At 60.8% G+C, this 22,648-nt stretch carries 17 protein-coding genes; 8 read left to right on the top strand and 9 right to left on the bottom strand.

Translation table 11 applies throughout. The annotated features are described in order from the left end of the window. Positions 1 to 112 precede the first annotated feature (112 nt). The 7 genes from ACIX9_RS03210 to ACIX9_RS03180 all read left to right on the top strand — a co-directional run bounded on the left by ACIX9_RS03210 (position 113) and on the right by ACIX9_RS03180 (position 7,721). Entirely contained in the window at positions 113 to 739 is a 627-nt protein-coding gene (locus ACIX9_RS03210) for a TetR/AcrR family transcriptional regulator (protein WP_049789393.1), read from the top strand. A gap of 390 nt (positions 740 to 1,129) precedes the next feature. Then, on the top strand, positions 1,130 to 2,914 hold the full coding sequence (aspS, locus tag ACIX9_RS03205) for an aspartate--tRNA ligase (protein ID WP_049789194.1): 1,785 nt from the start codon (positions 1,130 to 1,132) through the stop codon (positions 2,912 to 2,914). Positions 2,915 to 2,928: 14 nt separating this feature from the next. Then, positions 2,929 to 4,827, top strand: coding sequence for an amidase (locus ACIX9_RS03200; protein ID WP_013579039.1), 1,899 nt, complete (start codon positions 2,929 to 2,931; stop codon positions 4,825 to 4,827). Next, complete coding sequence (locus ACIX9_RS03195; RefSeq protein ID WP_013579038.1) at positions 4,824 to 5,606, top strand: ATP-binding cassette domain-containing protein; 783 nt, start codon at positions 4,824 to 4,826, stop codon at positions 5,604 to 5,606. Before ACIX9_RS03200 ends, ACIX9_RS03195 begins: the two co-directional genes overlap by 4 nt. A 23-nt stretch (positions 5,607 to 5,629) precedes the next feature. Continuing rightward, positions 5,630 to 6,418, top strand: a complete 789-nt coding sequence (locus ACIX9_RS03190) for a sulfite exporter TauE/SafE family protein (protein ID WP_013579037.1) — start codon at positions 5,630 to 5,632, stop codon at positions 6,416 to 6,418. A gap of 27 nt (positions 6,419 to 6,445) precedes the next feature. Beyond that, a complete protein-coding gene (locus ACIX9_RS03185) occupies positions 6,446 to 6,886 on the top strand; it encodes a gamma-butyrobetaine hydroxylase-like domain-containing protein (RefSeq protein ID WP_013579036.1) in 441 nt (146 codons plus the stop codon). A 31-nt stretch (positions 6,887 to 6,917) separates the two neighbouring features. Continuing rightward, entirely contained in the window at positions 6,918 to 7,721 is an 804-nt protein-coding gene (locus tag ACIX9_RS03180; RefSeq protein ID WP_013579035.1) for a DUF3050 domain-containing protein, read from the top strand. On the opposite strand, the gene ACIX9_RS26255 is transcribed toward ACIX9_RS03180, so the two are convergent. Together ACIX9_RS26255 and ACIX9_RS03170 are read right to left on the bottom strand one after the other, a co-directional pair. Further along, the gene (locus ACIX9_RS26255; RefSeq protein WP_013579034.1) at positions 7,722 to 8,360 is read right to left on the bottom strand and encodes a hypothetical protein; all 639 of its coding nucleotides are present in this window, start codon (positions 8,358 to 8,360) and stop codon (positions 7,722 to 7,724) included. Between the two features lie 92 nt (positions 8,361 to 8,452). After that, on the bottom strand, positions 8,453 to 10,636 hold the full coding sequence (locus ACIX9_RS03170) for a penicillin acylase family protein (protein ID WP_013579033.1): 2,184 nt from the start codon (positions 10,634 to 10,636) through the stop codon (positions 8,453 to 8,455). Positions 10,637 to 11,204: 568 nt separating this feature from the next. On the opposite strand from ACIX9_RS03170, the gene ACIX9_RS03165 reads away from it, so the two are divergent. Continuing rightward, the gene (locus tag ACIX9_RS03165; RefSeq protein ID WP_198152146.1) at positions 11,205 to 11,789 is read left to right on the top strand and encodes a hypothetical protein; all 585 of its coding nucleotides are present in this window, start codon (positions 11,205 to 11,207) and stop codon (positions 11,787 to 11,789) included. A 105-nt stretch (positions 11,790 to 11,894) separates the two neighbouring features. On the opposite strand, the gene ACIX9_RS03160 is transcribed toward ACIX9_RS03165, so the two are convergent. From ACIX9_RS03160 to ACIX9_RS03130, 7 genes are all read right to left on the bottom strand, one after another. Then, complete coding sequence (locus tag ACIX9_RS03160) at positions 11,895 to 12,203, bottom strand: hypothetical protein (protein WP_157477243.1); 309 nt, start codon at positions 12,201 to 12,203, stop codon at positions 11,895 to 11,897. 283 nt (positions 12,204 to 12,486) lie between these two features. Beyond that, on the bottom strand, positions 12,487 to 13,449 hold the full coding sequence (locus ACIX9_RS03155; protein ID WP_013579029.1) for an IS1595 family transposase: 963 nt from the start codon (positions 13,447 to 13,449) through the stop codon (positions 12,487 to 12,489). Positions 13,450 to 13,574: 125 nt separating this feature from the next. Beyond that, positions 13,575 to 17,264 carry an alpha-amylase family protein gene (locus ACIX9_RS03150; protein WP_013579028.1) on the bottom strand — a complete coding sequence of 1,230 codons (3,690 nt, stop codon included), beginning with the start codon at positions 17,262 to 17,264 and terminating at the stop codon, positions 13,575 to 13,577. A gap of 334 nt (positions 17,265 to 17,598) precedes the next feature. After that, positions 17,599 to 19,182 carry a sulfatase-like hydrolase/transferase gene (locus ACIX9_RS03145; protein ID WP_013579027.1) on the bottom strand — a complete coding sequence of 528 codons (1,584 nt, stop codon included), beginning with the start codon at positions 19,180 to 19,182 and terminating at the stop codon, positions 17,599 to 17,601. Then, entirely contained in the window at positions 19,179 to 20,576 is a 1,398-nt protein-coding gene (locus ACIX9_RS03140) for a class I SAM-dependent methyltransferase (RefSeq protein ID WP_013579026.1), read from the bottom strand. Before ACIX9_RS03140 ends, ACIX9_RS03145 begins: the two co-directional genes overlap by 4 nt. A 135-nt stretch (positions 20,577 to 20,711) precedes the next feature. Further along, positions 20,712 to 20,957: a hypothetical protein gene (locus ACIX9_RS03135; RefSeq protein WP_013579025.1), complete on the bottom strand. Its 246-nt coding sequence runs from the start codon at positions 20,955 to 20,957 to the stop codon at positions 20,712 to 20,714. A gap of 218 nt (positions 20,958 to 21,175) precedes the next feature. Further along, positions 21,176 to 22,618 (bottom strand): rhamnulokinase, encoded by a 1,443-nt coding sequence (locus ACIX9_RS03130; protein WP_013579024.1) that lies wholly within the window; start codon positions 22,616 to 22,618, stop codon positions 21,176 to 21,178. Positions 22,619 to 22,648 lie beyond the last annotated feature (30 nt).

The raw sequence follows: 22,648 nt of genomic DNA, 5'->3' as shown, positions 1-22,648 counted from the left end.
GTTGACACCGGGGCTCTGGCCTTATAAAACGGGGATAGTCCCCGCATAAGTAAGATAACCGGGGAGTGTCCCCGGTTGCATAACTTTCCCACTATTTATTTCAATGCCCAAGATGTCTTCCCCACTCGCGCTCCCTAGAAAGCCCCGCGCCGACGCGGAGCGTAACCGCGAACGCATCCTCGAGGTTGCCAAGGATGTCTTCACGCGTGACGGCGCGGCCGCCAGCCTTGACGAGATAGCACGCCAATCCAGCATCGGCAACGCCACCCTCTATCGACACTTCCCCACCCGTGAGGATCTCATTGAAGCCGTCTATCGCACCGAGGTTGAAAAGCTGGCTGCGGCAGAACAGCGTTTCGCAGCCATCATGCCGCCGCTTGAGGCGCTCCGTGCCTGGATGCTCCTCTTCATCGATCACGTCGCGGAAAAGAAGCTGATCATTCCCGCCATGGACACCGTGCCCGGTGGTTCGCTGCGGCTTATAGAGGGTGCGCGCTCGACCATTCACAATGCCTTCCTCAACGCAGTCCAGCGCGCTATCGCCAGCGGCGATCTCCGCTCGGACACTAACCCCGACGACCTCATCCGCGCCCTCATCGGCGTTTTTCACACCACCGCGTCGCCCGGTTGGGAGTCCAGCGCTCGCCGCCTTGTGGACATCCTGATCGCCGGTTCGCGATCAACCTCAGAGCGCTCGATCGCCTGGATCTCATCTCCGTCAGCCCTGCCCGAAAAATAATTTCGCGAAACACTGAGCAAATTCGCATGTCAAGCCCCGGAACGACCCTAAAATCGCCTAAATCCTTCATTCGAAGCGAGATACGAGCCAAAAATAGTTGGGGTATTTACCCCCGCCACTTTGGTAAAATAGAAGAAACAGGAAAATTGAAAGACTTACCCTCATCCATGCGAGCTAACTCGTCTGGAATGAAGACTTTGCATGCCTGACCGTTTGTTTTCAAGACCTTACGTGGCATATCCAAACCTAAGTCGTGCAGAATGAAGACTTTGCACTAAAACGCCGGGGGTAGGGGAGGTACCCACGCAGCCATAATTCAGCCATGGAAATCCCGCTTACAATGGGACTATCGTGACACTCGACTTTCTAGGCACCCTTGAACGCACTCACATGTGCGGAGACCTTCGCGCCGCCAATGACGGCCAACCCGTAGTCCTCATGGGCTGGGTCAACCGCCGCCGCGACCACGGCAACTTAATCTTCCTCGACGTCCGTGACCGCACCGGAATCACCCAGATCGTACTCGATAAAGAGCGCGGTGCCGCCGCCCACCTCAAAGCCGAGTCCGCCCGGCCAGAGTTCGTCGTAGCCGCCGTCGGCCAGGTCCGCCTCCGCGACGCAGACCTTCGCAACCCGAAGATGCCCACCGGCGACATCGAGGTCGTCGCCACCGAGCTTCTGCTCCTCAACGACGCGAAGACGCCACCCTTCTCGCCCGCCGAGGACGCCATCGCCAACGAGGAGGTCCGCCTCAAGTACCGCTACCTCGACCTCCGCCGGCCGGAGATGCAGCACAACTTCAGGCTCCGCCATGAGGTCGCCCGTGCCATCCGCAACTACCTCTCGGACGACGGCTTCCTGGAGATCGAAACACCCTTCATGACCCGCTCGACTCCGGAAGGCGCGCGCGACTACCTCGTCCCCAGCCGTGTTCACGCCGGCGAGTTCTACGCCCTGCCCCAGTCCCCCCAGATCTTCAAACAGATCCTCATGGTCTCGGGCTTTGACAAGTACTTCCAGATCGCACGCTGCTTCCGCGACGAGGACCTCCGCGCAGACCGCCAGCCGGAGTTCACCCAGATCGACCTCGAAACCACGTTCCCCTCCCAGGAGCGCATCTTCCGCATCGTCGAAGGCTTCCTCACCGCAGCCTTCAAGGCCGCCAACATCACGCTCCAGCCACCCTTCGTCCAGATGACCTACGACGAAGCCATCCGCCACTATGGCATCGACAAGCCGGACATGCGCCTACCCGCCATGACCGACCTCACCGACACCGTCACCCCGGACCTCCGCACCCAGCTCAAGATCGAGCAGGCACTGCCGATCCTGGGCTTCGTCATCCCCTCCGCCGGCACCCTCAGCGGAACGCAAAAACGATCGCTCATCGAAGAGATCCGCACCTTCTTCGGCGAGACCGGCCTCGACTTCCTCGACGTCGCCCGCCTCAAGACCAACGAGACCTTCGCGCCTCTCGCTGCCGCCATCGCGGACGAGATGAAGCCCGCCGAAGCCGACCTGGTCGTCGTCATCACCCCCAAGCTCGGTACCCCCGAGCGTTGGAACTACGATCCCCAGTGGATCTACAAGAAGGTGGGTGCCCTCCGCCTTGAACTAGCCAAAAAGTTCGCGGACAAGCATGGCCTCTTCAAGCAGACCGGCACCGCAGCCGACTACAAGTTCTGCTGGGTCACCGACTTCCCCATGTACGAATGGGACGAGGAGGCCAAGGTCTGGCAGGCCGCGCACCACCCCTTCACCAGCCCGCATGAGGATGACATCACCTCCGGCCGACTGGTCAGTGACAAGGGTGCCGTCCGCGCCCTCGCCTACGACATCGTCCTCAACGGCACCGAGCTCGGATCGGGTTCCATCCGTATCCACCGCAAGGACGTGCAGGCAGAGATCTTCCGCTCCCTCGGCATGTCCGACGAGGAGCAGAAGGCACGCTTCGGCTTCTTCCTCGATGCCCTCGAGTATGGCACCCCGCCCCACGGCGGCATCGCCCTCGGCCTCGACCGCATCGTCATGATCCTCGCCGGCGCCACCAGCCTCCGCGAGGTCATAGCCTTCCCCAAGACAGCCAGGGCCATCGACCTCATGGTCGACGCCCCCACCCCCGTCTCGGACCAGCAACTCCGCGACCTGAGCTTGAGAACCGTAGTCAGAACCTAACGAGGCCCCACACGATGCCGACCTCAACCGACGCAACTCGCCGCCGCTTCCTCGCCGTCTGCGCCACCGCCGGCCTGGGCCACACCGTCTTCCCCGGTGCCCTCCTCGCCCTGGCCACAACGCAGTTAGCCCCGGATGCGGCCCCATCGCTGCCGAAGATCACGGCAGCGATGATCGACAACGCCGCGGCGATCGCAGGCATCACCATCGACGAGCCCCTGAAGGCCGCCATGCTCGACGGCCTCAACGCCCAGCGCGACGACGTCCAGGAGATCCGCAAGCTCCCCTTGCCGAACTCCGTCGCCCCCGCCATGGTCTTCGACCCAGTCCCCGGCGGCATGGTCCTCGACACAACAAAACAACCACTTCGCATGAGTTCCGCGCCTGACCTCACAGCGCTCACGGCAAAGCTCACCCAGCAGAACCCTGACGCAGCCGCCGAGACCCTCGCCTTCGCCACCGTCCGCGAGCTGGCCGAGTTGCTCCGCACCAAGCGCGTGACACCCACAACGCTGACACGGATGTATCTCGCCCGCCTAAAGCGGCTGGACTCCAGGCTCCACTTCGTTATCACCCTCACCGAGGAGCGCGCCCTCAAGCAGGCCGCCCAGGCCGACCAGGAGATAGCAGCCGGCCACTACCGAGGCCCCCTCCACGGCATCCCCTGGGGCGGCAAAGACCTCCTCGCCGTCAAGGGCTACCCCACCACCTGGGGGGCCGCCGGCTTCGAGCACCAGACTTTCGATGAAGACGCGGAGGTCGTCAAGCGTCTCGACGCCGCCGGTGCCATCCTCATCGCCAAGCTCAGCATGGGCGCGCTGGCACAAGGCGACCTCTGGTTCGGGGGCCGCACCCGCAACCCCTGGAACCCCCGCCAGGGCTCCAGCGGCTCCTCAGCCGGATCGGCATCCGCCACCTCGGCAGGCTGCGTAGCCTTCGCCATCGGGACGGAGACACTAGGCTCCATCTCCAGCCCGAGCACACGCTGCGGAGTCACCGGCCTCCGCCCGACCTACGGTTTCGTCCCCCGCACCGGGGCCATGGCCCTGAGCTGGAGCATGGACAAGATCGGCCCCATCTGCCGCTCCGTGGAAGACTGCGCCCTGGTTCTCTCCGTCATCACCGGACCGGACGGTCATGATCTCGCCGTCAAGCCCGCCGCCTTCAACTGGGACGCCGAGTTCGATTGGCGCAAACTCCGCGTCGGCTTCATCAAGTCCGCCTTCGACGCACCAACGATGCCCGAGCTCAAAGCGCCGACCGCTGGCGGCGACACCGAGATGGAGGCCTACAAGAAGCGCGTGACGCGCATGCAGGCCAACCTTGTCCGCACCACGTACGACGCACAGTTCAACCAGGCAGCTCTCTCCCAACTCACCAAGATGGGTGTCCACATGGTTCCAGTGGAGATGCCCAAGCTTCCCTTTGCCGCAATGGTGCCAGTCCTCGAAGCCGAGGGTGCCGCCGCCTTCGACGAGCTCACCCGCTCCGGCCGTGATAAGCTGCTGACCGGCCAGCAGCCGTTCGACTGGCCTAACAACTTCCGTGTCGCACGCTTCTACTCAGCCGTGGATTACATTCAGGCGATGCGTGCCCGCACCCTCGCCATCAAGGCCATGGCAGAGCTCTTCACGCAGGTAGACGTGATCGTCACACCGTCCCAGGGAATCCAGCTCACGGCGACCAATCTGACCGGCTACCCCGCTGTCATCGTGCCCAACGGCCTCCGGGGGACGGATGCACCACCCTCACCGAACGACGCAGATGGAGCACTGGACAACACGGGCGGACCGGGTACACCGGTCTCCCTCACCTTCCTCGGCAACCTGTACTCGGATGCTCGGCTGGCCGCGTTTGCGCGTGCTTATCAGCAGGCGACGGGCTTCCATAAGCAGCATCCACAGCTCGGATGAACGCGCCTCTTTTTGAGATCAGCGGCCTGACGAAGCAGTATGGCTCCAAGCGCGTCGTCGATGAGGTTTCGTTCTCGATTCAGCGCGGAGAGACGCTGGGATTAGTCGGCGAATCCGGCTCAGGAAAGAGTACGGTCGCCCGGATGCTGTTGCGCCTGGTCGAACCGAGCGCCGGACAGATCGGCTTTGATGGCATTGACCTGCTGGCGGCGAAGACGAAGAAGATGCGGCACCTAAGGCGGCGCATTCAGATGGTGTTCCAGGACCCCTACGCGGCCCTGAACCCGCGGATGAATATTCGGCAGATCATCTCCGAGCCCTTTGCGATTCAAGGCGGCTTTTCTCGCGATGCGGTCAGGCAGAGGCTGGATGAGTTGATGGGGGACGTGGGGCTGTCTCCGGATGTGCTCTCGCGTTATCCGCACGAGTTCTCCGGCGGGCAGCGGCAGAGGATCAACATAGCCCGCGCTCTCGCCCTCAAGCCTGAGTTCCTGGCGCTCGACGAGCCGGTGAGTGCGCTGGACGTTTCTGTGGGAGCTCAGGTCATTAATCTACTAAAGGACCTGCAGCGAACGCATGGGCTCACCTACCTGTTTATCTCCCACTCGATGCCTCTGGTGCGCTACCTGGCGGACCGGGTAGCGGTGATGCAGAACGGCAAACTGGTCGAGATTGGGGATGTGCTGCAGGTGTGTGAGCGGCCCCGGGAGGCCTATACGCAGCGCCTCATCGCCGCGACGCCCCGGCTACCGGACGAAGAATGGAATGCTCGCTCTTAGAGTAGCTCTACAATGGGAAGAGGATGTTTTCTAGCGTTTCAACACATTGGCACTACCTCTGGCTCGTCACAGCCTCCCTCGTCGCGGGGGTCATGAATGCGATGGCCGGGGGCGGGTCCTTCATCTCATTTCCGGCGATGCTGGCTATGGGTGTGCCGCCGATTGAAGCGAACGCGACCAACACTGTCGCCCTCTGGCCAGGACAATTGACCTCGCTTGCCACGCTACGAGGAGATATACGCCGGGAGCTGCTGCCGGTCGTTCTTGGAACATCGGTAATCGGCGGGGTGACCGGGGCCGAGGTCCTGCTGCACACCAGACAGCTCACGTTCCTGCACCTGATTCCATGGCTGCTGCTGACCGGGGCTTTGATCTTCGGAATCAGCGGGCCGATCTCACGCTGGCTGAGGGCACGATCGATCCATGCGGCGGCGGAGCATCACGGCGAGCCGAAGATTCCAAGCGTTCCTCTGGCGCTGGCCCTGCTGCCGATCTGCTTCTACATCGGTTACTTTGGGGCGGGTGGCGGGTTCCTGGTGATGACGGTTCTGGCGCTCTTCGGCATGGAGCAGATGCACGAGTTGAATGCACTGAAGGTGGTCGCCGCCTGCGCTTCAAACCTCTGCGCTATTTTCACTTTCATCATCAGCGGCCGAATCCTGTGGCACTACTGCCTCATCTCCATGGTGTTTGCGGCGGTGGGCGGGTTCGTGGGGGCTCGTTATGCGAAGACCATGAATCCAAGCGTGCTGCGAGCTGTGGTCGTCATCACCGGTGTTGTGATTGCCGGATACTTTTTCTGGAAACAATAAAATGGAAGCAAGCAGGAAGCTGTCCCTATGAGCCATGAAGGAATCCGAATCGTCAGTGAAGAGACCGCACGGCGCGAGAGCGCGGCGGAGCAGCGTCTCCCTGCTGAAGTTGTAACCCCGCTGAAGGTGCGCGTCATGAAGTCCGAGGGGACCGGCGTCGCGATCGAGTGGAAGGACGGGCATCACAGCGCCTGGAACTTTGCGTGGCTGAGGGCTGGTTGTCCGTGCGCGACCTGCAATGAGGAACGAAACGCCTCCGGCCGCAAGCCGGGCGAGGTCAAGCCTTCGGCACCCACCGGCCCGCTGGTGCTGTACCAGGCTCCGCCGCGTCCTGTGGATGTAACTCCTGTCGGCAAGTATGCGATCCGGTTCAAGTGGAACGACGGCCATGAGAGCGGGATCTACTCCTGGGACTACCTGCGGCGCGTCTGCCAGTGCGATGACTGCCGAAACTCTTCTTCAATCTGACTGGGGCATCTGCCTCGTCTCAAGGACATCTATGAGCAACGCACTGATTGAATCGCCTGCAACCATTTCGCCTGCCCTGGAAGTTCTTCAGGAGCGTCTCGCTCCTCTTTATGCGAAGCTGGCGGCGCATCCCCTTTACCGTTCCTTTCACTCGGTGGCGGACGTCCGCATGTTCATGGCGACCCATGTTTTTGCGGTTTGGGACTTCATGAGTCTGCTGAAGACGTTGCAGCGGGGGCTGACGTCGGTAGAGGTTCCATGGGTTCCTACGGCCGATGCTTCCAGCCGTCGGTTGGTCAACGAGATCGTGCTTGGGGAAGAGTCTGATGCCTATGAAGGACGTCCTGTCAGCCACTTTGAGCTTTATCTGGAGGCGATGCGGGCGTGCGGAGCGCCAACGGTCACGATCGAGGCGGTGATTACATTTCTGAACAATGGATTGTCCGTTCCGAAGGCATTGGCTCAGGCTGGGGCTTCGAGGGCTGCACAAGCATTCGTGGCGGAGACGTTTCGCGTGATCGCGGGTGGAAGGCTGCACGAGATTGCGGCTGCGTTTACGTTTGGGCGTGAAGACCTGATCCCGGATATCTTCCGTGGCTTTATCCGAGACCAGGATGATCGGTTGAGCGGGCAACTAACGCTGTTTCGGTGGTACCTGGACCGGCACATTGAAGTGGACGGCGACGAGCATGGGCCGATGGCGCTGCAGATGGTGGCGAATCTTTGTGGCGATGATGAGTTGAAATGGCTCGAGGCGGGCGACGCGGCTGTCGAAGCCGTAGAGGCCCGCCTGGCGCTATGGGATGCGATTGCGGCGGAGTTGCAGAGCACTTAGTTACTCGCCAGAGTGCAGCTTTTCTTCCTGATAGTGACCAATGTGATCGTAGATCTCGGTCGGGAACTTCAGGTTGCGGTAGAGGTTGCCGCAGTCCGGGTCTTCAGGATCGGGAAGGATGGGGAAGTCCTGCTGACTCTGCCACTCCAAGATGCGTTCGCGCTTAGGTGGGCTGTAGTCGCGGCCTTCGACCTGACGCAGCATAAGGAGCGCCTGCTCATTTGAGAAGTCCTTGTCATGCGTCAGGTAGCGCAGCACCTCATCGTGCGGGAGGAAGTGGCGAGCGACCATGGCAAAGACGAGCCTTCCGTGGTGGCCTATATCCTTGCCTGCTGCCAGCGAGTCCAGCAGGTGGGCCATCATGGAGTCCTTACGGAGTTCTTCAACGCCACCTGTGTCCGCCGAGCCAGAAGTTTCTACGTCTGGGCTCTCCTCATCTTCAACGTCGGCGGTGTTGATCTCTGTACTAGGACTCGGCGGTTGCTTGGTCTCTTCCGAGGTTCGGGCAGGGGCCTTTGCAGTCTTCAGTTTGGCAAGCTCTGCTTCAGCTTTTTCGGCACGCTCTGTGGCGTTGCGTAACGCTTCTGATTGTTCGTCTGTTACTTGCGGCTGGTCCAGGACTACTTCGCGTTCACTCATCGGTGACACCTCATTTTTGCGAGCGGCTTATTCGCCATTCATTCGCTTGAGGTGAGACGAGGTGAAGGTCTGGAGAGTTGTCTTTGGAACGTCTACTCGCCCGGGCGGTAGGTGCGCTCTGTGTGGCCTTTGAGCTGGTCGGGGTAGAAGTAGATGTCGCGGAGGTCGCCGGTGATGTAGCGGGAGACTTCGTCGTCAAAGTGCTTCGATTCGGGGTGGCCGCTTTCGCCGCCGGCGGTGACGGCGCGGGCACGGATCTTGTCTCCAAATTCAACGACTGCGACGAAGCTATTGCCGTTGGTGCCGTAACGCTTTTTGGTGCCGGGGTAGGTCTTCGCGCCGAAGGAGGCGAGAGAGCCCCAGAGGGAGGAGGTGAAGGGGACGGCCTGGCTGGGTTTGGCGTCGTTGAAGGGCTGGATAATCTGGCCGTCGAGGCGCTGGAAGCGGTTGATGTCTCCCCAGGGGGTCTTCCAGGTGCCGAAGTCGGTGGTGAGCTGGGTGGAGGCGTTGTTCAAAGCCGCGATAAGGATGGGGGCGGCGGCTGGGGTGGTGCTGTACTCCTCTACGGAGAGGCCGGCTTTGCGGGCGGCGGGGGTGAGTTTGGCGCGGACCTCCTCTGCCCAGTAGACGGCGAGGGAGGTGGCGAAGGAGTCAGACGACCAGCGGTGGTTCCAGTCGCGGAGGGTCTCGACCTGGAGGGCTAGTTTGGATTTTGTGGGGTCGGTGGGGGGTAGAGCGCTCCAGGCGGCCTGGAGGGCGGGGATGGGCTTGTCGAACCAGGGGAGGTAGCTGTCGAAGGCGGCGGCGATGAGGGAGGCGGGGGTGAAGCCGGTCTTGCCGTCGAGGACGCGGATGGCGTGGAGGCCGCGGGGGGTCTCTGTTCCCTGCTCGACGTAGGCGGGGTAGTCCTTCTGGTGGAGGCTGCTGGAGCCTGCGCCGGCCCAGGGCCAGTTGTTGACGTTGAAGAGGAAGCCGCTGGCGGGGTTGAGGAGGTGAGGGGTCTCGGCTACGGTGAGGAGGCCGTGCCAGTCGGTGGCGGGGTCTGTGCCGTCTACAGGGTGGGTGTAGTTGAAGCGGGGGTCGCGGCGGGGAATGTAGTTGCCGTGCCAGTAGGCGATGTCGCCGTCGGCGTCGGCGAAGATGGTGTTGTTGGAGGAGTTGGCCTTGAGCTCCATGGTCTGGAGGTACTGCTGGTAGTTGCGGGCCTTGGTGCGGGTGTAGGACTGCTCGAGGGCCTTGATGTGCTCCTGCATGAGCTGGATGGAGACCCACTTTCCATTTTCTTCGCGGATGATGGGGCCGTGGCTGGTGTAGAGGGCGGTGAAGGTCTTTTGTGCGGGGCCCTGGGGGGTGGCGTAGGGGACGGTGATCTGGCGCTGGGTGACCGGATGTTCCGTGCCGGCGTAGATGTAGGTGTAGTGGCCTTCGGTGCCGTGGATGGACTCGAGGTACTCGTCTACCGCGTCTACGTTGGAGGAGGTGTGCATCCATCCGGCGCGGTCGTTGAAGCCCTGGTAGATGAAGATCTGGCCCCAGGTGACGGCGCCGTAGGCGTTGAGACCCTGATCGCTGGTCATCTGGAGCTCCGACCGGAAGAAGAAGGAGGTGTGTGGGTTGATCCAGAGGAGAGCGTGGTGGGAGGCGGAGTTGGAGGGGGCGATGGCGAAGCCGTTGGAGCCTTTTGGCTCGGGCTCTTCCTTCGGGTTTACGACCTCGGCTACGAGGGGTTTGTGGGTGTAGAAGGCCTCCAGTTTCTTTAGATCGACTCGTTCAATGTCGCCCCCGATGGAGCCTTCGGTGAAGGAGAGGGCCATCCATGGCTCGAAGCGCTGGATGACTTTGGGTTTGACCTCGGGGTGTTTTGCGAGGTAGAAGTTGAGGCCGTCGGCCCAGGCGTTCATGAGTTGCTGCAGCCACTGGGGGCTGGCGGCGTACTCCTTCTTCAGGGCTTCAGGGTCTATGAAGAGCTTCTGGCGCAGGTCCTGGTAGATCTTGCTTTCGCCTTCGGACTCCGCGCGGCGGCCGAGGGAGTCGAGGTAGTTCGACTCGACCCGGTTGAAGTCGTCCTCGGCCTGCGCGTAGATCATGCCGAAGACTGCGTCGGCGTCTGTCTTGCCGTGGACGTGGGCTATGCCCCAGTCATCGCGGACGATCTGGACGGCTGCTGCTTCACGGCTCCAACGAGCCTGCTCTTCCCGATTTGGGACGGCGGCTCCGGCGGGGAGCGTGAGGGCTGCAATCAGGGCCAGGAGCGCGAGGCGGGAGCCTTGGTTCAATGCAGATTCTCCGTGGCCGAGGGGGTACCCCCACCCTGCCTGTTTCGATCTAAAGTCTTCATTCCAGATAGTTTAGGTCTGGACTAGGCATGTAAGATCTTGAAAACACAGGACCTGAGCTGCAAAGTCTTGCATCTAAAGGACTTAGGCTCTGCTTGAGGTACTTCTGCTGATTTTCGGGTATGCATTAATTATACGTGATTGCACAGGGGGAATACCCCAACTTTATTGGTAATAACATACTTGACGAATCAAGATGTTTTCCACTAAAGTTGGGTAGTGAACTCAACAGACTGAAGAATGGGAAATGAATACCTATGCGCACGCTGATCTTGAGGGTTTATGCTGTTCTCCTCATGACTTCCCCGCGAGTTTCGCCCTAATGCTGACAATGTATCTCGATGAGAGCTTAGAGCAAAACGACGGTTATGCGGTAGTAGCTGGCTTCATTGGCAATGATGAATCGTGGAATTTGTGCATGAGGCTATGGGGTGAAAGTCTGGCTCGCCATAATCGCCCAAGCCTTCACATGAAAGATCTTCGCTGGAAACGAAACAGGCATACAGCCATGCTCGCTGATTTGGGTGGAATCCCTAGTCAATGTGGGCTTACCCTCGTGTACGCTTCGGTGAAAGTTAGCGATTACTTGGATTTGATACAGGGAACTTTGGGAGAAGTAATAGCCAGTGGCTATCACTTAGCTATGCTCATGGTTTTGGGTTACTCCATGGCCGTTCTGCCTCCCGAGGACAGAGTTGAAGTTATCTGCGAGCAGCAAGATGAGTTCTCAGGAGTTCGTGAATCTTTCCTAAAATTGGCATTTGAAATGGAAGAGTGGAAAACCCCAGGAGGCCTACCAAGAGTAGCTAAATGGTCGGCTATCCCTAAAAGTAGAATTCTTGAGCCGTCTGATTTTGCTGCATATGCACTCCTTCAAGCTCTGCGAGATGTGAAGAGCAAGAAGACAGAAATGTGCGCTCCTATACTGCTAAATCCTAGAACTATGGGACACTGCATTGGGCGTGAAGAAGCAAGAATTGGCGTGTCTGGTTTTATCGCACAAACTAAGGACGGAGCTATAGCCCAGATTTCTTCTAAAGCTAGAGCGTATGTCAGAAGACGCTTCAACGCAGAGTACGGAGGAAACATATGACGGAACGTGAGAACTTCGATTCGGCAATGAAGAAGATTCTGAGTGTCTCTAAAGAAGAGCTTCAGAAGCGCATAGAGGCTGAGAAAAAAACTAATGCATCTAAACCTAGACCTCGTGGTCTCTCGTAGCAGCCTCGCGCATCTTTAGGTTTTTGATTTCACGCCTCAGATCGGAAATTGACTTTGGTTCTGGTACAGCAAAGAACTGGATGATAAAACCAATGACGATCATGATGAATCCAGTGGTAATGAACGCCGGATGCTCTGTGTTTACCACGGCTGCCGGACGGTCATCTTCTCCCTTTGGGCATCCACTATGCCCCATCATGACTCCTCCTCTAGCGTTGGTGCTGAGAAGGGTATAATCCTCGACACAGATTGAGAACTCTCTATCCTGTTTGAAAATCTCGCTCACCGGTCGCGAGATTAGTCGAAAAGAAGAGGAGGTGGCCTGAAATGAATAGAACAAAAGTAAAGTACCAGCCAAATTCAACGCGAGGGCAATTCTTGTCCACCTACGGCTTCCGAACACGATTGAGGAACCTCGGTCTTTTGGATTGGACTGTGATCGCAATAGGAATAATCGCAGTATGCACGGCGATCTACCTACAAACTCTGCGTCATGCCTGAGTCGCCAATGATAGCAAGCACCTCATGGTTTCACCACGGCTTTCTTGCCGCGTCCCCTCCTGTATAGATCAGAAGGCCGTTTCATGCACCTTGCCGGTGACCTCGGCATAGGTGAGGCGTTTACCAGTCACTTGGGATAGAACCTTGGCGAAGCGGGTTGCGTCGGTCTGTTTGTGGCGATTGTTGAAGCGGAAAACCTGCTCGTCAACATAACGATCAAGGTGAATCGGCTCAACAGAGATGTAGGTTCCGGTAAGGCCACGCTTCAGGCAGGACCAGAAGTTCTCAATGCCATTGGTGTGGATATGGCCGTTCACGTAGCCTTCAACGTGCTTGATGATCTCGTGATAGTAGGCGTTCTGGGCTGCGATGAAAGGATAGACGGCGTGTTCATCGCTGATGAGGTGCGATCCCGCCGCTACGTTTGCCGCTACAGGGCCGTTCATGCTGGGGAGCTTGCGATTCTCTACAACTCCAGCGCGAACCTTACCACCGCGCTCCAGCATCCCGAGGACGATAGCCTTACCGTTGCCAGCGGAGTAGTTCAAGCCTTTGACGCGCTTGGACTTGTGCATATTCTTGACCTTGCCGCCTACGAAAGTCTCATCAACTTCGATGGGTGCCGATCCCGCGCCGCCAAGCTGGGTGTCATCCGTCTCAGTCATGGCGAGACGGATGCGATGCAGCATAAACCACGCGCTCTTCTGAGTTACGCCGATGTTGCGGGCAATCTCATAGGAGGAAACTCCATTCTTGCAATTGGAAAGCATCCAGGTAGCCATCAGCCATTTGTCCAGACCGAGGGGGGAATCCTCGAAGATGGTCCCAACCTTGGCGGAGAACTGGCGTTTCGCGTGTCTGCTCTTGCACTGCCATTTGTTCTGAGCCGCAAGCCATGACACGTCATTGCGGCCACAAGTGGGGCAAATCACCACACCATCGGGCCAACGCTGCGCTACCATCTCCGCAATGCAGTTCTTGGGTTCGGAGTAGAAGATGATCGCTTGCTGAAGTGTCTTAGGGCTGCTCATGAATCTAAGATAACGATTCTATCTTGATTCGTCAACTATATTACTACCACTTTATTCCCTTTGGAATGTAGGAGTTAGGTCGTTTTGGGGCTTGACATGCGAATTTGCTCAGTGTTTTGAAGAAATTATTTTCGAGCGACCTCAACTTCCTCGGATATGGGTGAGGTGGGTGAAGGCTTTTCCTGTCCAGCCGTCAGCTTGGAACTGCCAGCTTCCAGCTTTGCAGGGGCGAGGTAGCGGTCGAGGCGATAGCCGGCTTTCTCCAGCGCAGTGATGGCGTCGACAGCTTTGGGTTTCGCGCCGGTGAGGATGGCTGGGAGATCGAGCCAGGCGGTTAGTTCAGCAAAGCGTTCCTTGTTGAGGTAGGTGATGCCGTTGGACTGGCTGGAACCGGCGAGCCAGAGGAGGTCAGGATCGGTCCAGTCGGGGGTGGTGAGGAGGATGCGGACGAGGGCTGCGGCACGCCACGCTTCTTCACCTTCCAGACCGAGGCTGTTGAAGATCTCCGCCAAGGCAGAGCGGAGGTAAAGGCGGTCATAGATTTCAGCGGGGGTGAGGTCCGGGCGGGTGGGGAGTGCGGCTATGGTGGCCCAGGCGAGGGTGATGGGCCATTTGTTGGCCGGTAATGGGGTGGGAGTTTTCAAGGCTGCTGCGGCCTGGGCTACGAGGGCGGTGGCGAGAGCTTCCGCATTTTGCTGGTAGGTGTTTCCAGGCGCTGCGGGCTCTGGCGCAAGGACGGGTTCGACTGGCGTCTTTGTGACTGCAGAGACCTCGGTTGCGATCTCTTCTGGAGTGGGTTGAGCCGCTGGTTTGGTGGTGAGTTCGGGCGTGGGTGCAGCCGGTTCCTCAGGCAGCATCTCTTTGGCGCGGTCCGCGAAGGTGATGCCGGCGTCAACGAAGGGCTTGAGGCGCGTGCTGAAGGGGGCGGTTGGGGTGGGCTCGAGTGTGAGTTCCGAGACGGCGGCTGGAGGGGCGGGCTTTTCAATCTTGTTGCCGGCGTCCGAAATGGTTTCGTGGGCGGCTTTTTTGGCGGCATCGTCAAAGGCCGCGATGTGGGAGGCGCAGATGGCGTGGCGGAGGGACTCGTGGAGGGGACGGAGGCGGAGTTTGGAGATGGCCTCTTCTACGCTGCGGACTCCGGCTCCCTGGAGCATGTCCGCGAGGCGATCCCAGGGATATTGCTCGGTGGAACGAAGCTGACGCCAGTTCTGGAAGACGACGTAGCCGTAGCCGCGGAGATCGACGGTGAGGCCGCGGTCGCGGAGGTCCGAGGCGCGGTAAAGGTATTCGAGATCACGGACTGGATCGCGGTAGGCGAGCACCATGCCATCGTCTGTGGAGACGGCGAGGCCGTCTACGATGCTGCGCTGGACGAGGTTGCCACTGCCCTTGTCCATGGAGGCGGCGGAGATGTGGATGGTGCCGCGTGTGGACTGATAGGCGTTGTTGTAGAGGACGACGGCGCGCTCGTCTCCGACGCGGTTGGAGTAGGCGAAGACGTTTTCGTCGACGGAGCCGTGCTCTCCCCAGAAGTCGTAGAGGACGAAGTTGGCGCTGCCGGCGAAGAGGTAACGCTTTTTGAGCAGGGGCGCGATTTCGTGCTGGTAACGGCCCATGAGGCCTTCGTTGGGGTGCTCATCCATGCGGGCCTGCTTGAAGTCCATGCCGTACCGCTCGTTGAAGCCCTCAATCTGGCCGTGGGCGAACATGGGGAGGCCGGGGAGGGTGGCCAACAGGGTGCAGGAGCCGAAGAACTTGTCGCCATCGCCGAACTGCTCGCCGGCGGTCTTTTCGTCAGGGTTGGACATGAAGTTGACGTAGCGGCCGAGGATGTCGGGGTCGAACTCGATGGTCTTTTTGAGGTAGGAGCGGTACTTGGCGTTTTCTTCATCGCGAATCATGTTCATGAAGGCGCTGTTGTAGACGCGATGCATGCCGAGGGTGCGGACGAAGTAGCCTTCCAGGAGCCAGAAGGCCTCCGCGAGGAGGAGGGTGCCGGGGACTTCCACGGCGACGCGGTCTACGACCTCACGCCAGAACTCATTGGGCATGAGGGCGTCAAACTCTTCGTTGGAGATGGCGGATTCAGCCCGTGAAGGAATGGAGCCGCCTACGCCGGGGAGCGGGAACCAGAGGCGCTGGACGTGGCGCTTGGCCAGGGTCATCGCCGCGTCGAAACGGATGATGGGGAAGAGACGGGCGACGTAGAAGATGGTCTGGATGACCTGCTCGCGGACGAAGGCCTTGCTGTAGTCAAGCTGGGCGGTGTCGTTCCAGGCGAAGGTGGTGCCGTCGTTGCCGTGGTAGATGAAGCTGGTCTCTCCGGTCGCTCGCTGGCGGAGGCGGAAGGCTACGGCGGCGTCTGTCTGGTCGTAGTAGTGGTCGTCGATTTTGATCTCGACGCGGGAGTCTGTGGAGAGGTCCGGGCCTTCAAAGGAGTAGACGGGGAATGGGGACTCGTTGCGGGAGATGAACCAGTCGGGGTGCTCGGTGACCCAGGTGGAGTCTATGCCCATGTGGTTTGGGACCATGTCCGAGGCGAGGCGGATGCCGTGACGGGCGGCGAGATCGCGGAGGTGCTCGTATGCCTGGGTGCCGCCGAGGTCTTCAGCGATGCGGTACTCCTTGAGCGAGTAAGCGGAAGCTACGGCGTCAGCCTGGCCGCGCAGGCGCTTGATGGTGCGGGAGGCTGTGCTGCGCTCCCAGAGGCCGATGAGCCAGAGGCCGGTCATGCCGCGATCAGCCATGAGACGGAGTTCTTCTTCCGGGATCTGGTCGAGGCGGTAGATGTGGCGGAGATATTTTTTGGAGAGCTGCTCCAGCCAGACGTAGGTGCTCTTGGCCATGAGAACGACGTTGGGCATCCAGGCGTAGTCCTGGGAGAAGGCTTCGTACTCGTTGAGCGGGGCCTGATGGTCTTTATCGTACTTTTTGGCGCGGCGGATGCCGTCTGCGCCTACGACGAAGTCCTCGTCAAAGCCGACGTACTCGTCTCCGACGAAGCCGTGGGAGTGGCGCCCGGGCTCCGAGTGGCCGAAGCGGTCCGGCGTGGGCGGGTGAAAGCGCATCCAGATGGCGATGTCTTCTTCCTTGAGGACGTCGATGGCGAGGAGGAGGCGCTTGAGTTCGGGGCCTAGGGTCTTGGACCAGTGCTCGCGGATGTAGTCCAACTGGCCGGTGAGGGAGTCCGGCGAGGCGAGCATGGGGGCGATGAGGGCGTCGAGGAGACTGCCGATCTCAACCTGGGGGCGGCTGGCGAAGTAGGTGGGGAATGTGGGGGTTACGGTCTTGTAGGTTGTGTTTTCTTCGAGGGTTTTGTCCGCGAAGAGAATCTTGAAGGGGGCGAAGGCGGTGTTTTTGTTGGCGAGCCAGAGGAGGAGGAGTTCCTCGAGGGCGGCTTCGCGGTTGGGGAGGCCTTCCGTGGTGCCTGCAAGCCATTTGGCTGCAGTGATTTGGCCGCGGAGGATGGCGGTGTTGGGGAACTGCTCGGTGAAGGTGATGAGCAGCTTTTCTACTTCGGCTTTGGAGGTTTGCTGCTCGATAAAGGCGAGGGCATCGGTCAGGACGGCGGGGTCTATGTCGCGACGATAGCTGGCGATCATGGCGTGGGAGAGCTCGTCAATGAGCCCCATGGCGAAGAGGGCGCCGGCGTTGACGGGGGCGATGGCGGCTTTTTCCGGGGATAAGTCGTTTAGTTGCTGCGCGAGCTTGCGGCTGGCGGCTACGTTGGCGAAGACGAGGTTGCCGGTGTAGCTGAAGAGGAGGTCGTCGATGTTCAGCTTCTCTCGGAGAGAGCGTGCGATGTGGAATTCCATGTGCGGACGGCTCCAGAGTTTCTTGTCTTGTCATTATGCATAGATGCAGATGAATGGGGGTCGGTCTGTGTGGGGTGGGGATTTTGGGAGTTCGGGGCTGGGGAGACGAAGGGCGCAACGCGGATAAAGAGGATAAAAGCGGGATAAAAACAGGCAACGGCGAGGACAACTGCAACTTCAGAAGCAGATTCCCTTCGGGAATGACAAACATAGGGCAACGACAACGGCAACTGCCAATACGGAGGCTCTGAATGACGACCTTTTTTGGTGACGGCTCATTGCAGGGACGGCTTACTTTGGTATTGGCCAGTCGTTGTGCTTTGGCGGTTATTGGTTATTGCTGGGAGTCGATCCAGTCGGTTAGGTCGGCGGGGGTTTGGAGTTGGTGGGTCAGGAGGGCTTTGATGAGGGGGCGGGTGTGGGAGGCCTCGAAACGATGGCCGATGCGGGTGGGGGTTTGCTGGTGGGGGAGCTTGATGAGGTAGGCGGGGCGCTCGTCGTAGTTGGCGTGGTGGCTGGCGAGGTCTTCTTCGGGGGTCCAGTGGGGGGAGACGGACCAGACGAAGCTGGTGCGCCAGGAGTGGTCGCCCATGACGATGACGGTGGCGTTGTCCCATTGGGCTTGCTTTTCCAGGATCTGGCGGACGTGGGCGAGGTATTCATCGGCGAGGGCGAGGTTGTCGAGGTAGGAGGTCTGGTGGTCTGGGAAGGAGTGGGTGCGGCGGTCGTAGAAGCCGAAGGGGTGGGGGATGGGCATGTGGAGGTAGAGGAAGGTGGAGCTGGGATCGGCCAGGGCGGCGTCACCGGCGGTGAGGAGGGCCTGGTAGTCGGCGCGGTGGCCGTGGACGTCGCGGAGGGCCTGGTCCTGATCCTCCGAGGTTCGGCCGAGGTGGAGGTTCTCAAGGACGTGGCGGCCCAGGGTCTGGAAGGAGGCGACGACGTTGGCGGAGGTGGTGCGGCGGGCGGAGATGCCGCCGGGGATGTCGTCGCCGTAGATCCAGAAGCAATGGTCGAGGACGGAGGGGAAGATGCGGCAGTAGGGCTCGTACCAGCCTACGGCGGAGGTGGAGTAGTGGGCGGCGAGGGCGTCGGCGAAGACGGTGTTGGCGGGGTCGAGGCGGGACCATTGGGCGGTTTCGTCGTCCTTGAGGCCGAGGTGGAGGCCGTCTGAGGATTGGCGGGTGTCTTCGAGGATCTCGCCGGTGAGGAGGGAGGGGACGGCGACGCGGGTGAACTCGTTGGCAGGCTCGACGTGGGTGAGGAGGGAGGATTGGGCGGCGAGGCGGTCAAAGGCGGGGAGCTGGAGGCCGGGGTAGCGGTGCTCGTAGAGCTGGTCGTAGGAGAGCTCGTCGAGGAGGAGCCAGATGATGCGGTTGGGGGCTGGTTGCGAGACCGTTGAGACGTGAAGGACCGGGGGGGCGTTGTTGTTGCGGGCCTGGTAGTTGAACCAGAGGAGCTCGGCGACGATGATGAGGCCGCTGACGGCGATGAAGGCGAAGATGGATTCGACGGCGGGGCGGAGACGGCGGAAGCGGGGGATGAGATGGCGGAGGCGGACGGCGATGAAGAGCAGGGCGAGGATGGGGAGGAAGGCGAAGGCGAGGGTCAGGGGCTGGGGGACTCGCTTGCCGGAGAAGGAGGCGATGGTGCTGAGGAGGATGGCGGGGATGGGAAGCAGGAGGATCGACCAGACGACGAGCTGAACGCGGCGATTGCGAGCGGCGGCGAGGAGCACGGCCGTGAGGACGAGGAAGAGGAGGGCGATATCAATGAGGACGGGAAGGAAGAGGATGGAGGCGGCGGCGGGAAAGTGGAAGGCGAGGTCGTGCTCCGGCGAGATGAGGGGGCCGGTGAGGTTGAGTAGGTAGAGGGTCGTGAGGGCGAAGGCAAGGGACGCGGAACGAAGAACTGATTTCACGCTTCCAGCTTACTGGGTTCGGGCTTGGTGAAGTGGAAGAGGATGCGGCCGTTCTGAAGGGTCTGCTCGCGGAGGATGGAGAAGTGCTGGGCGAAGATGGTGCGGAAGGCGGCCTCGGTAATGGGGGCGAAGATGGATTCGCGGCCGCGGACGAGTTCCAGAAACTTTTCGTCGGTGGGTGGGACCCACTCGAGGATGAGGTGGCGGGTGGTGATGGCGGCGCAGAGGTCTGCGATGCGGTCCAGGGGGATCTGCTCGCGGAGGAGGACGTGGTGGATGACGGCGAGCATCATTACGGTGTCGAAGGTGCCTTGGGTGCGGTCGAGGAAGGAACGGGACTCCTGGTTGCGCCAGCCGGCGGCGGGGGTGGGGTGGGCCAGGTTTACGACCAAGGGGAGGATCTTCTTGCCGGAGTTGCGGAGGGTGATGGAGAGGTGGTCGATCGTCTGCTGATCGGTGTCGATGGAGACGACTTCTGCCCCGGCCTCGAAGGCTAGGTTGGAGAAGACGCCGCTGTTGCAGCCTACGTCGAGGACTCGGGTGGGGGATGACTGGGCCAGGGCTTCTGCGACGAAGGTGAGCTTGGCATCGCGGTCCTGCTGCTCATAGTGGGTGAGGGCGTTGGTGTAGCCGGTCCAGGTGCTGGCGTGGGGAGCCGGGGTGGCACGGCGCATGTGGCCGAGGAGGGTGGTGAAGGTCTTGCGGAGGATGTGCTGGACGAGTTCAGGGTCGTCCTGCTTCTTCTTTGGGGGCGCGATGGGGGCGGCGGAGGATTTCTTTGAGGCGAGGAACTGGGGTAGGGTAACGGCGGAGAGTGCGGGCTGGCGGAGGCGGGCGGTCCATGGGAGCGCCGCGTAGAGGTCTTCGGGCTCGTAGCCGTCGCGGCGTGCGATGGTGGCGCTGAGAGGCCAGCCGAGGCGCGAATAGGCCAGCATGGGGAGCAGGAAAGTGCGGATGAACTGTCCGTAAGCAAACCAGATGGGCTGGGTGGTGTCGAGCCGGGCGATGGAGCCTACGTCTACGAAGATTGGGTCTGGGCCGTTGAAGAGGACGTTGAGAGGGGTGGCGTCCTTGAGTATCCAGCCTTCGGCGAGGAGGTCGAGGGAGAGGTTGAGGGTGAGTTCGGCGGCGGCAAGCCACTCGGCCGGGGACCACTCCCAGGGATAGGACGGGAAGGCGATGCGAGGGTGGCGGAGGACGGTGGGGCTTGTCTCAATTTGTTCAGAAGCGACGAGGCGACCCTGGGCTACGAGGGTGGCGGCGAGGGGAGTGGCGAGGAAGGAGAGGAGCTCTTCGTCGTGCGGGGCGTGCACGGTGCGGTAGATGGCGTCGGTGCGGAGTTCGACGGAGCCGGATGGATCTCGGAAGGTATGGAGGGGAGGCGCAGCAATCATGTACGGAGAGGCCAGTTCTGTGGGTAGGGGCTTTGCGCCGAGATGGGGAAGACCCGAGGCTAAAGCCCCTTCTTTTCTCGTCCGTGGACGGGGGGCTGAAGCCCCCCTCTCATCCGAACGGGAACTGCGCGGGTGTTACTGTTTGCGGGCGAGGACAGGGATTGCGGGTTGCTGGGCGGGCTTCACAGGCGTGCGGGTGAAGAGGCGCTTGATGCGGCGGCGGAAGTAGAATAGGACGCCGGTGGCGACAGTGCTGACGCTTTGGAAGAGGAGCAGGCTTGAGCCTGGGTCGACGTAGGCGTAGGCGTGACCTTCAAAGGAGAAGGTGAGTGCGACAAAGAACATCAGGGTGAGGGTCCAGTAGGTCAGCTTAAGTGCCATGCGAGTTCCTTTGACTGAATTTTTCCAATGATGCGTTGATAGAAACTGAGACGCGATTTTGGCGAGGGAAGTTTCGTTGGGTGAACAAAGTATTAATCGCGGCGGAATGGAACTATTGCAGGGCGAAGGGGATGGGCGGCGGATGAGCGGGTCCCTCCAGAGAAAACGACGAGAGACACCTCCGGCTTTCCATCTGGTGGTTTTGTCTTTTTCTGTCTTCAGTTTTTGGGTGCGGTGTGGGGAGCGTGCTCGAGGACCTGGGCCCAATGGGAGATCTGGGCGGGGGTGATGGGGGTGCCTTCGGGGGTTTCGAGGCTGGCTAGCTGGATGGCGAAGTTGCCGAGGGTGCTGGATTCCTGGGAGCCCCTGTGGACTTGCAGGCCGGTTGCGGCTTCCGTGAGGCGGTTGAGGAAGAGGTTCTGGCTGCCGCCTCCGACGAGGAAAAGACGACGGAAGGTCTTGCCGGAGTGGAGGGCGATGTGGATAAGGACCTGGGCGTAACGGGCGGCGAGGGAGTGGAAGATGAGGTTGGCGATGGCGGGGGCGTCATTCTCATCGATTTTTGGCAGGCTGCGGGTGGTGAGTTGCTTGTTGATGCGCTGGGGCATGTGGCCGGGGAGCAGTAGGTCGGGGTCGTCTACGTCGAGGAGGTCCGTGGGGGCGGGGAGTTTTTCTGCTGCGGCTACGAGGTCCTGGACGGTCCAGGTTTGGCCGTTTTCGCACCAGAAGTCGATGGACTGGCGGATGAGCCACATGCCGTTGACGTTCTTGTGGAAGCAGGTGAGGCCGCCGGCTGCGCCGAGGTTGGTGAAGTTGTCGGCGGCGGCTTCGGGGTGATTGCTTGGGGTCTCAAGGAGAGTGCCGACTAAAGACCAGGTGCCGGAGGAGATGTAGGCCCAGTCGTCACCATGGGCGGGGATGCCGGCGATGGCGGAGGCGGTGTCGTGAGTGGCGGGGGCTATGAGGATGGTGTCTTTGTAGGCTGGAAGGGCGGCCAAGGGGCCTGTCAGGCGGCCTAGCTGGGTGCCGGGGGGGACTAGTTCGGGGAAGGTTGTTATCGGGAGGGAGGCTGCGGTCAGGATTTCTGAGGACCAGGTGCGGGTGGCGAGGTCGATCATCTGGGTGTGGGTGGCGTTGGTGTACTCGGCGACCGGGCGGGCTCCGAGGGTGTGGAGGATGTACTCGGGGAGGTTGAGCCAGGGTCGTTGCTGATTATCCGGGGTGTCTGCTGATTGCTGGTAGAGGGTGTTGATGCGGAGGATGCCTATGCCGGTGATCTCTCGCATGCGGTCTGCGGAGATGATCTTATGGAGGGCGGCTTCAGAGGCCAAGGTGCGCTCGTCGCGGTAGCAATAGGGGTCTGCTGTGGCTACGCTGCTTTCGTTGAGGCGGACGTAGTCTACGGCCCAGCCGTCTACGGCTATGGAGCGGATGCCCTCTGGGGCTAGTGCGGCGGCTTCTGTGAGGCCCTGGTGAAGGCCCTTTTTTATGTGAGCCAGGTCCCAGCGGAGGCCTTGCGGGGTTTCGCGGGGGGAGTTTGGGAAGCGGTGGACGAGGGTGAGGGTGGGCTTGGAATCGATCCAGCGGAGGAGGGAGACGCGACAGGATTCGGCGCCGAGGTCTATGGCGATGAGGGCGCGGGGGTCGGTGGGGTGAGGCACGGGTGGGCTCCGTAAGAGATAGATGGCGGG

This window comes from Granulicella tundricola MP5ACTX9 (assembly GCF_000178975.2).
GTDB lineage: Bacteria > Acidobacteriota > Terriglobia > Terriglobales > Acidobacteriaceae > Edaphobacter > Edaphobacter tundricola.
Note: the sequence above shows the minus strand (reverse complement) of the source record. Positions and strands in the feature narration are given on the sequence as shown.

What these genes read in the sequence shown, in the direction of transcription:
- ACIX9_RS03195 (WP_013579038.1), top strand. Translation starts at nt 4,824, where the DNA reads ATGAACGCGCCTCTTTTTGAGATCAGCGGCCTGACGAAGCAGTATGGC.
- ACIX9_RS03155 (WP_013579029.1), bottom strand. Translation starts at nt 13,449, where the DNA reads ATGAGCAGCCCTAAGACACTTCAGCAAGCGATCATCTTCTACTCCGAA.
- ACIX9_RS03135 (WP_013579025.1), bottom strand. Translation starts at nt 20,957, where the DNA reads ATGGCACTTAAGCTGACCTACTGGACCCTCACCCTGATGTTCTTTGTC.
- ACIX9_RS03180 (WP_013579035.1), top strand. Translation starts at nt 6,918, where the DNA reads ATGAGCAACGCACTGATTGAATCGCCTGCAACCATTTCGCCTGCCCTG.
- aspS (WP_049789194.1), top strand. Translation starts at nt 1,130, where the DNA reads ATGTGCGGAGACCTTCGCGCCGCCAATGACGGCCAACCCGTAGTCCTC.
- ACIX9_RS03150 (WP_013579028.1), bottom strand. Translation starts at nt 17,264, where the DNA reads ATGGAATTCCACATCGCACGCTCTCTCCGAGAGAAGCTGAACATCGAC.
- ACIX9_RS03190 (WP_013579037.1), top strand. Translation starts at nt 5,630, where the DNA reads ATGTTTTCTAGCGTTTCAACACATTGGCACTACCTCTGGCTCGTCACA.
- ACIX9_RS03210 (WP_049789393.1), top strand. Translation starts at nt 113, where the DNA reads ATGTCTTCCCCACTCGCGCTCCCTAGAAAGCCCCGCGCCGACGCGGAG.
- ACIX9_RS03165 (WP_198152146.1), top strand. Translation starts at nt 11,205, where the DNA reads ATGCTCGCTGATTTGGGTGGAATCCCTAGTCAATGTGGGCTTACCCTC.
- ACIX9_RS03140 (WP_013579026.1), bottom strand. Translation starts at nt 20,576, where the DNA reads ATGATTGCTGCGCCTCCCCTCCATACCTTCCGAGATCCATCCGGCTCC.
- ACIX9_RS03185 (WP_013579036.1), top strand. Translation starts at nt 6,446, where the DNA reads ATGAGCCATGAAGGAATCCGAATCGTCAGTGAAGAGACCGCACGGCGC.
- ACIX9_RS03200 (WP_013579039.1), top strand. Translation starts at nt 2,929, where the DNA reads ATGCCGACCTCAACCGACGCAACTCGCCGCCGCTTCCTCGCCGTCTGC.
- ACIX9_RS26255 (WP_013579034.1), bottom strand. Translation starts at nt 8,360, where the DNA reads ATGAGTGAACGCGAAGTAGTCCTGGACCAGCCGCAAGTAACAGACGAA.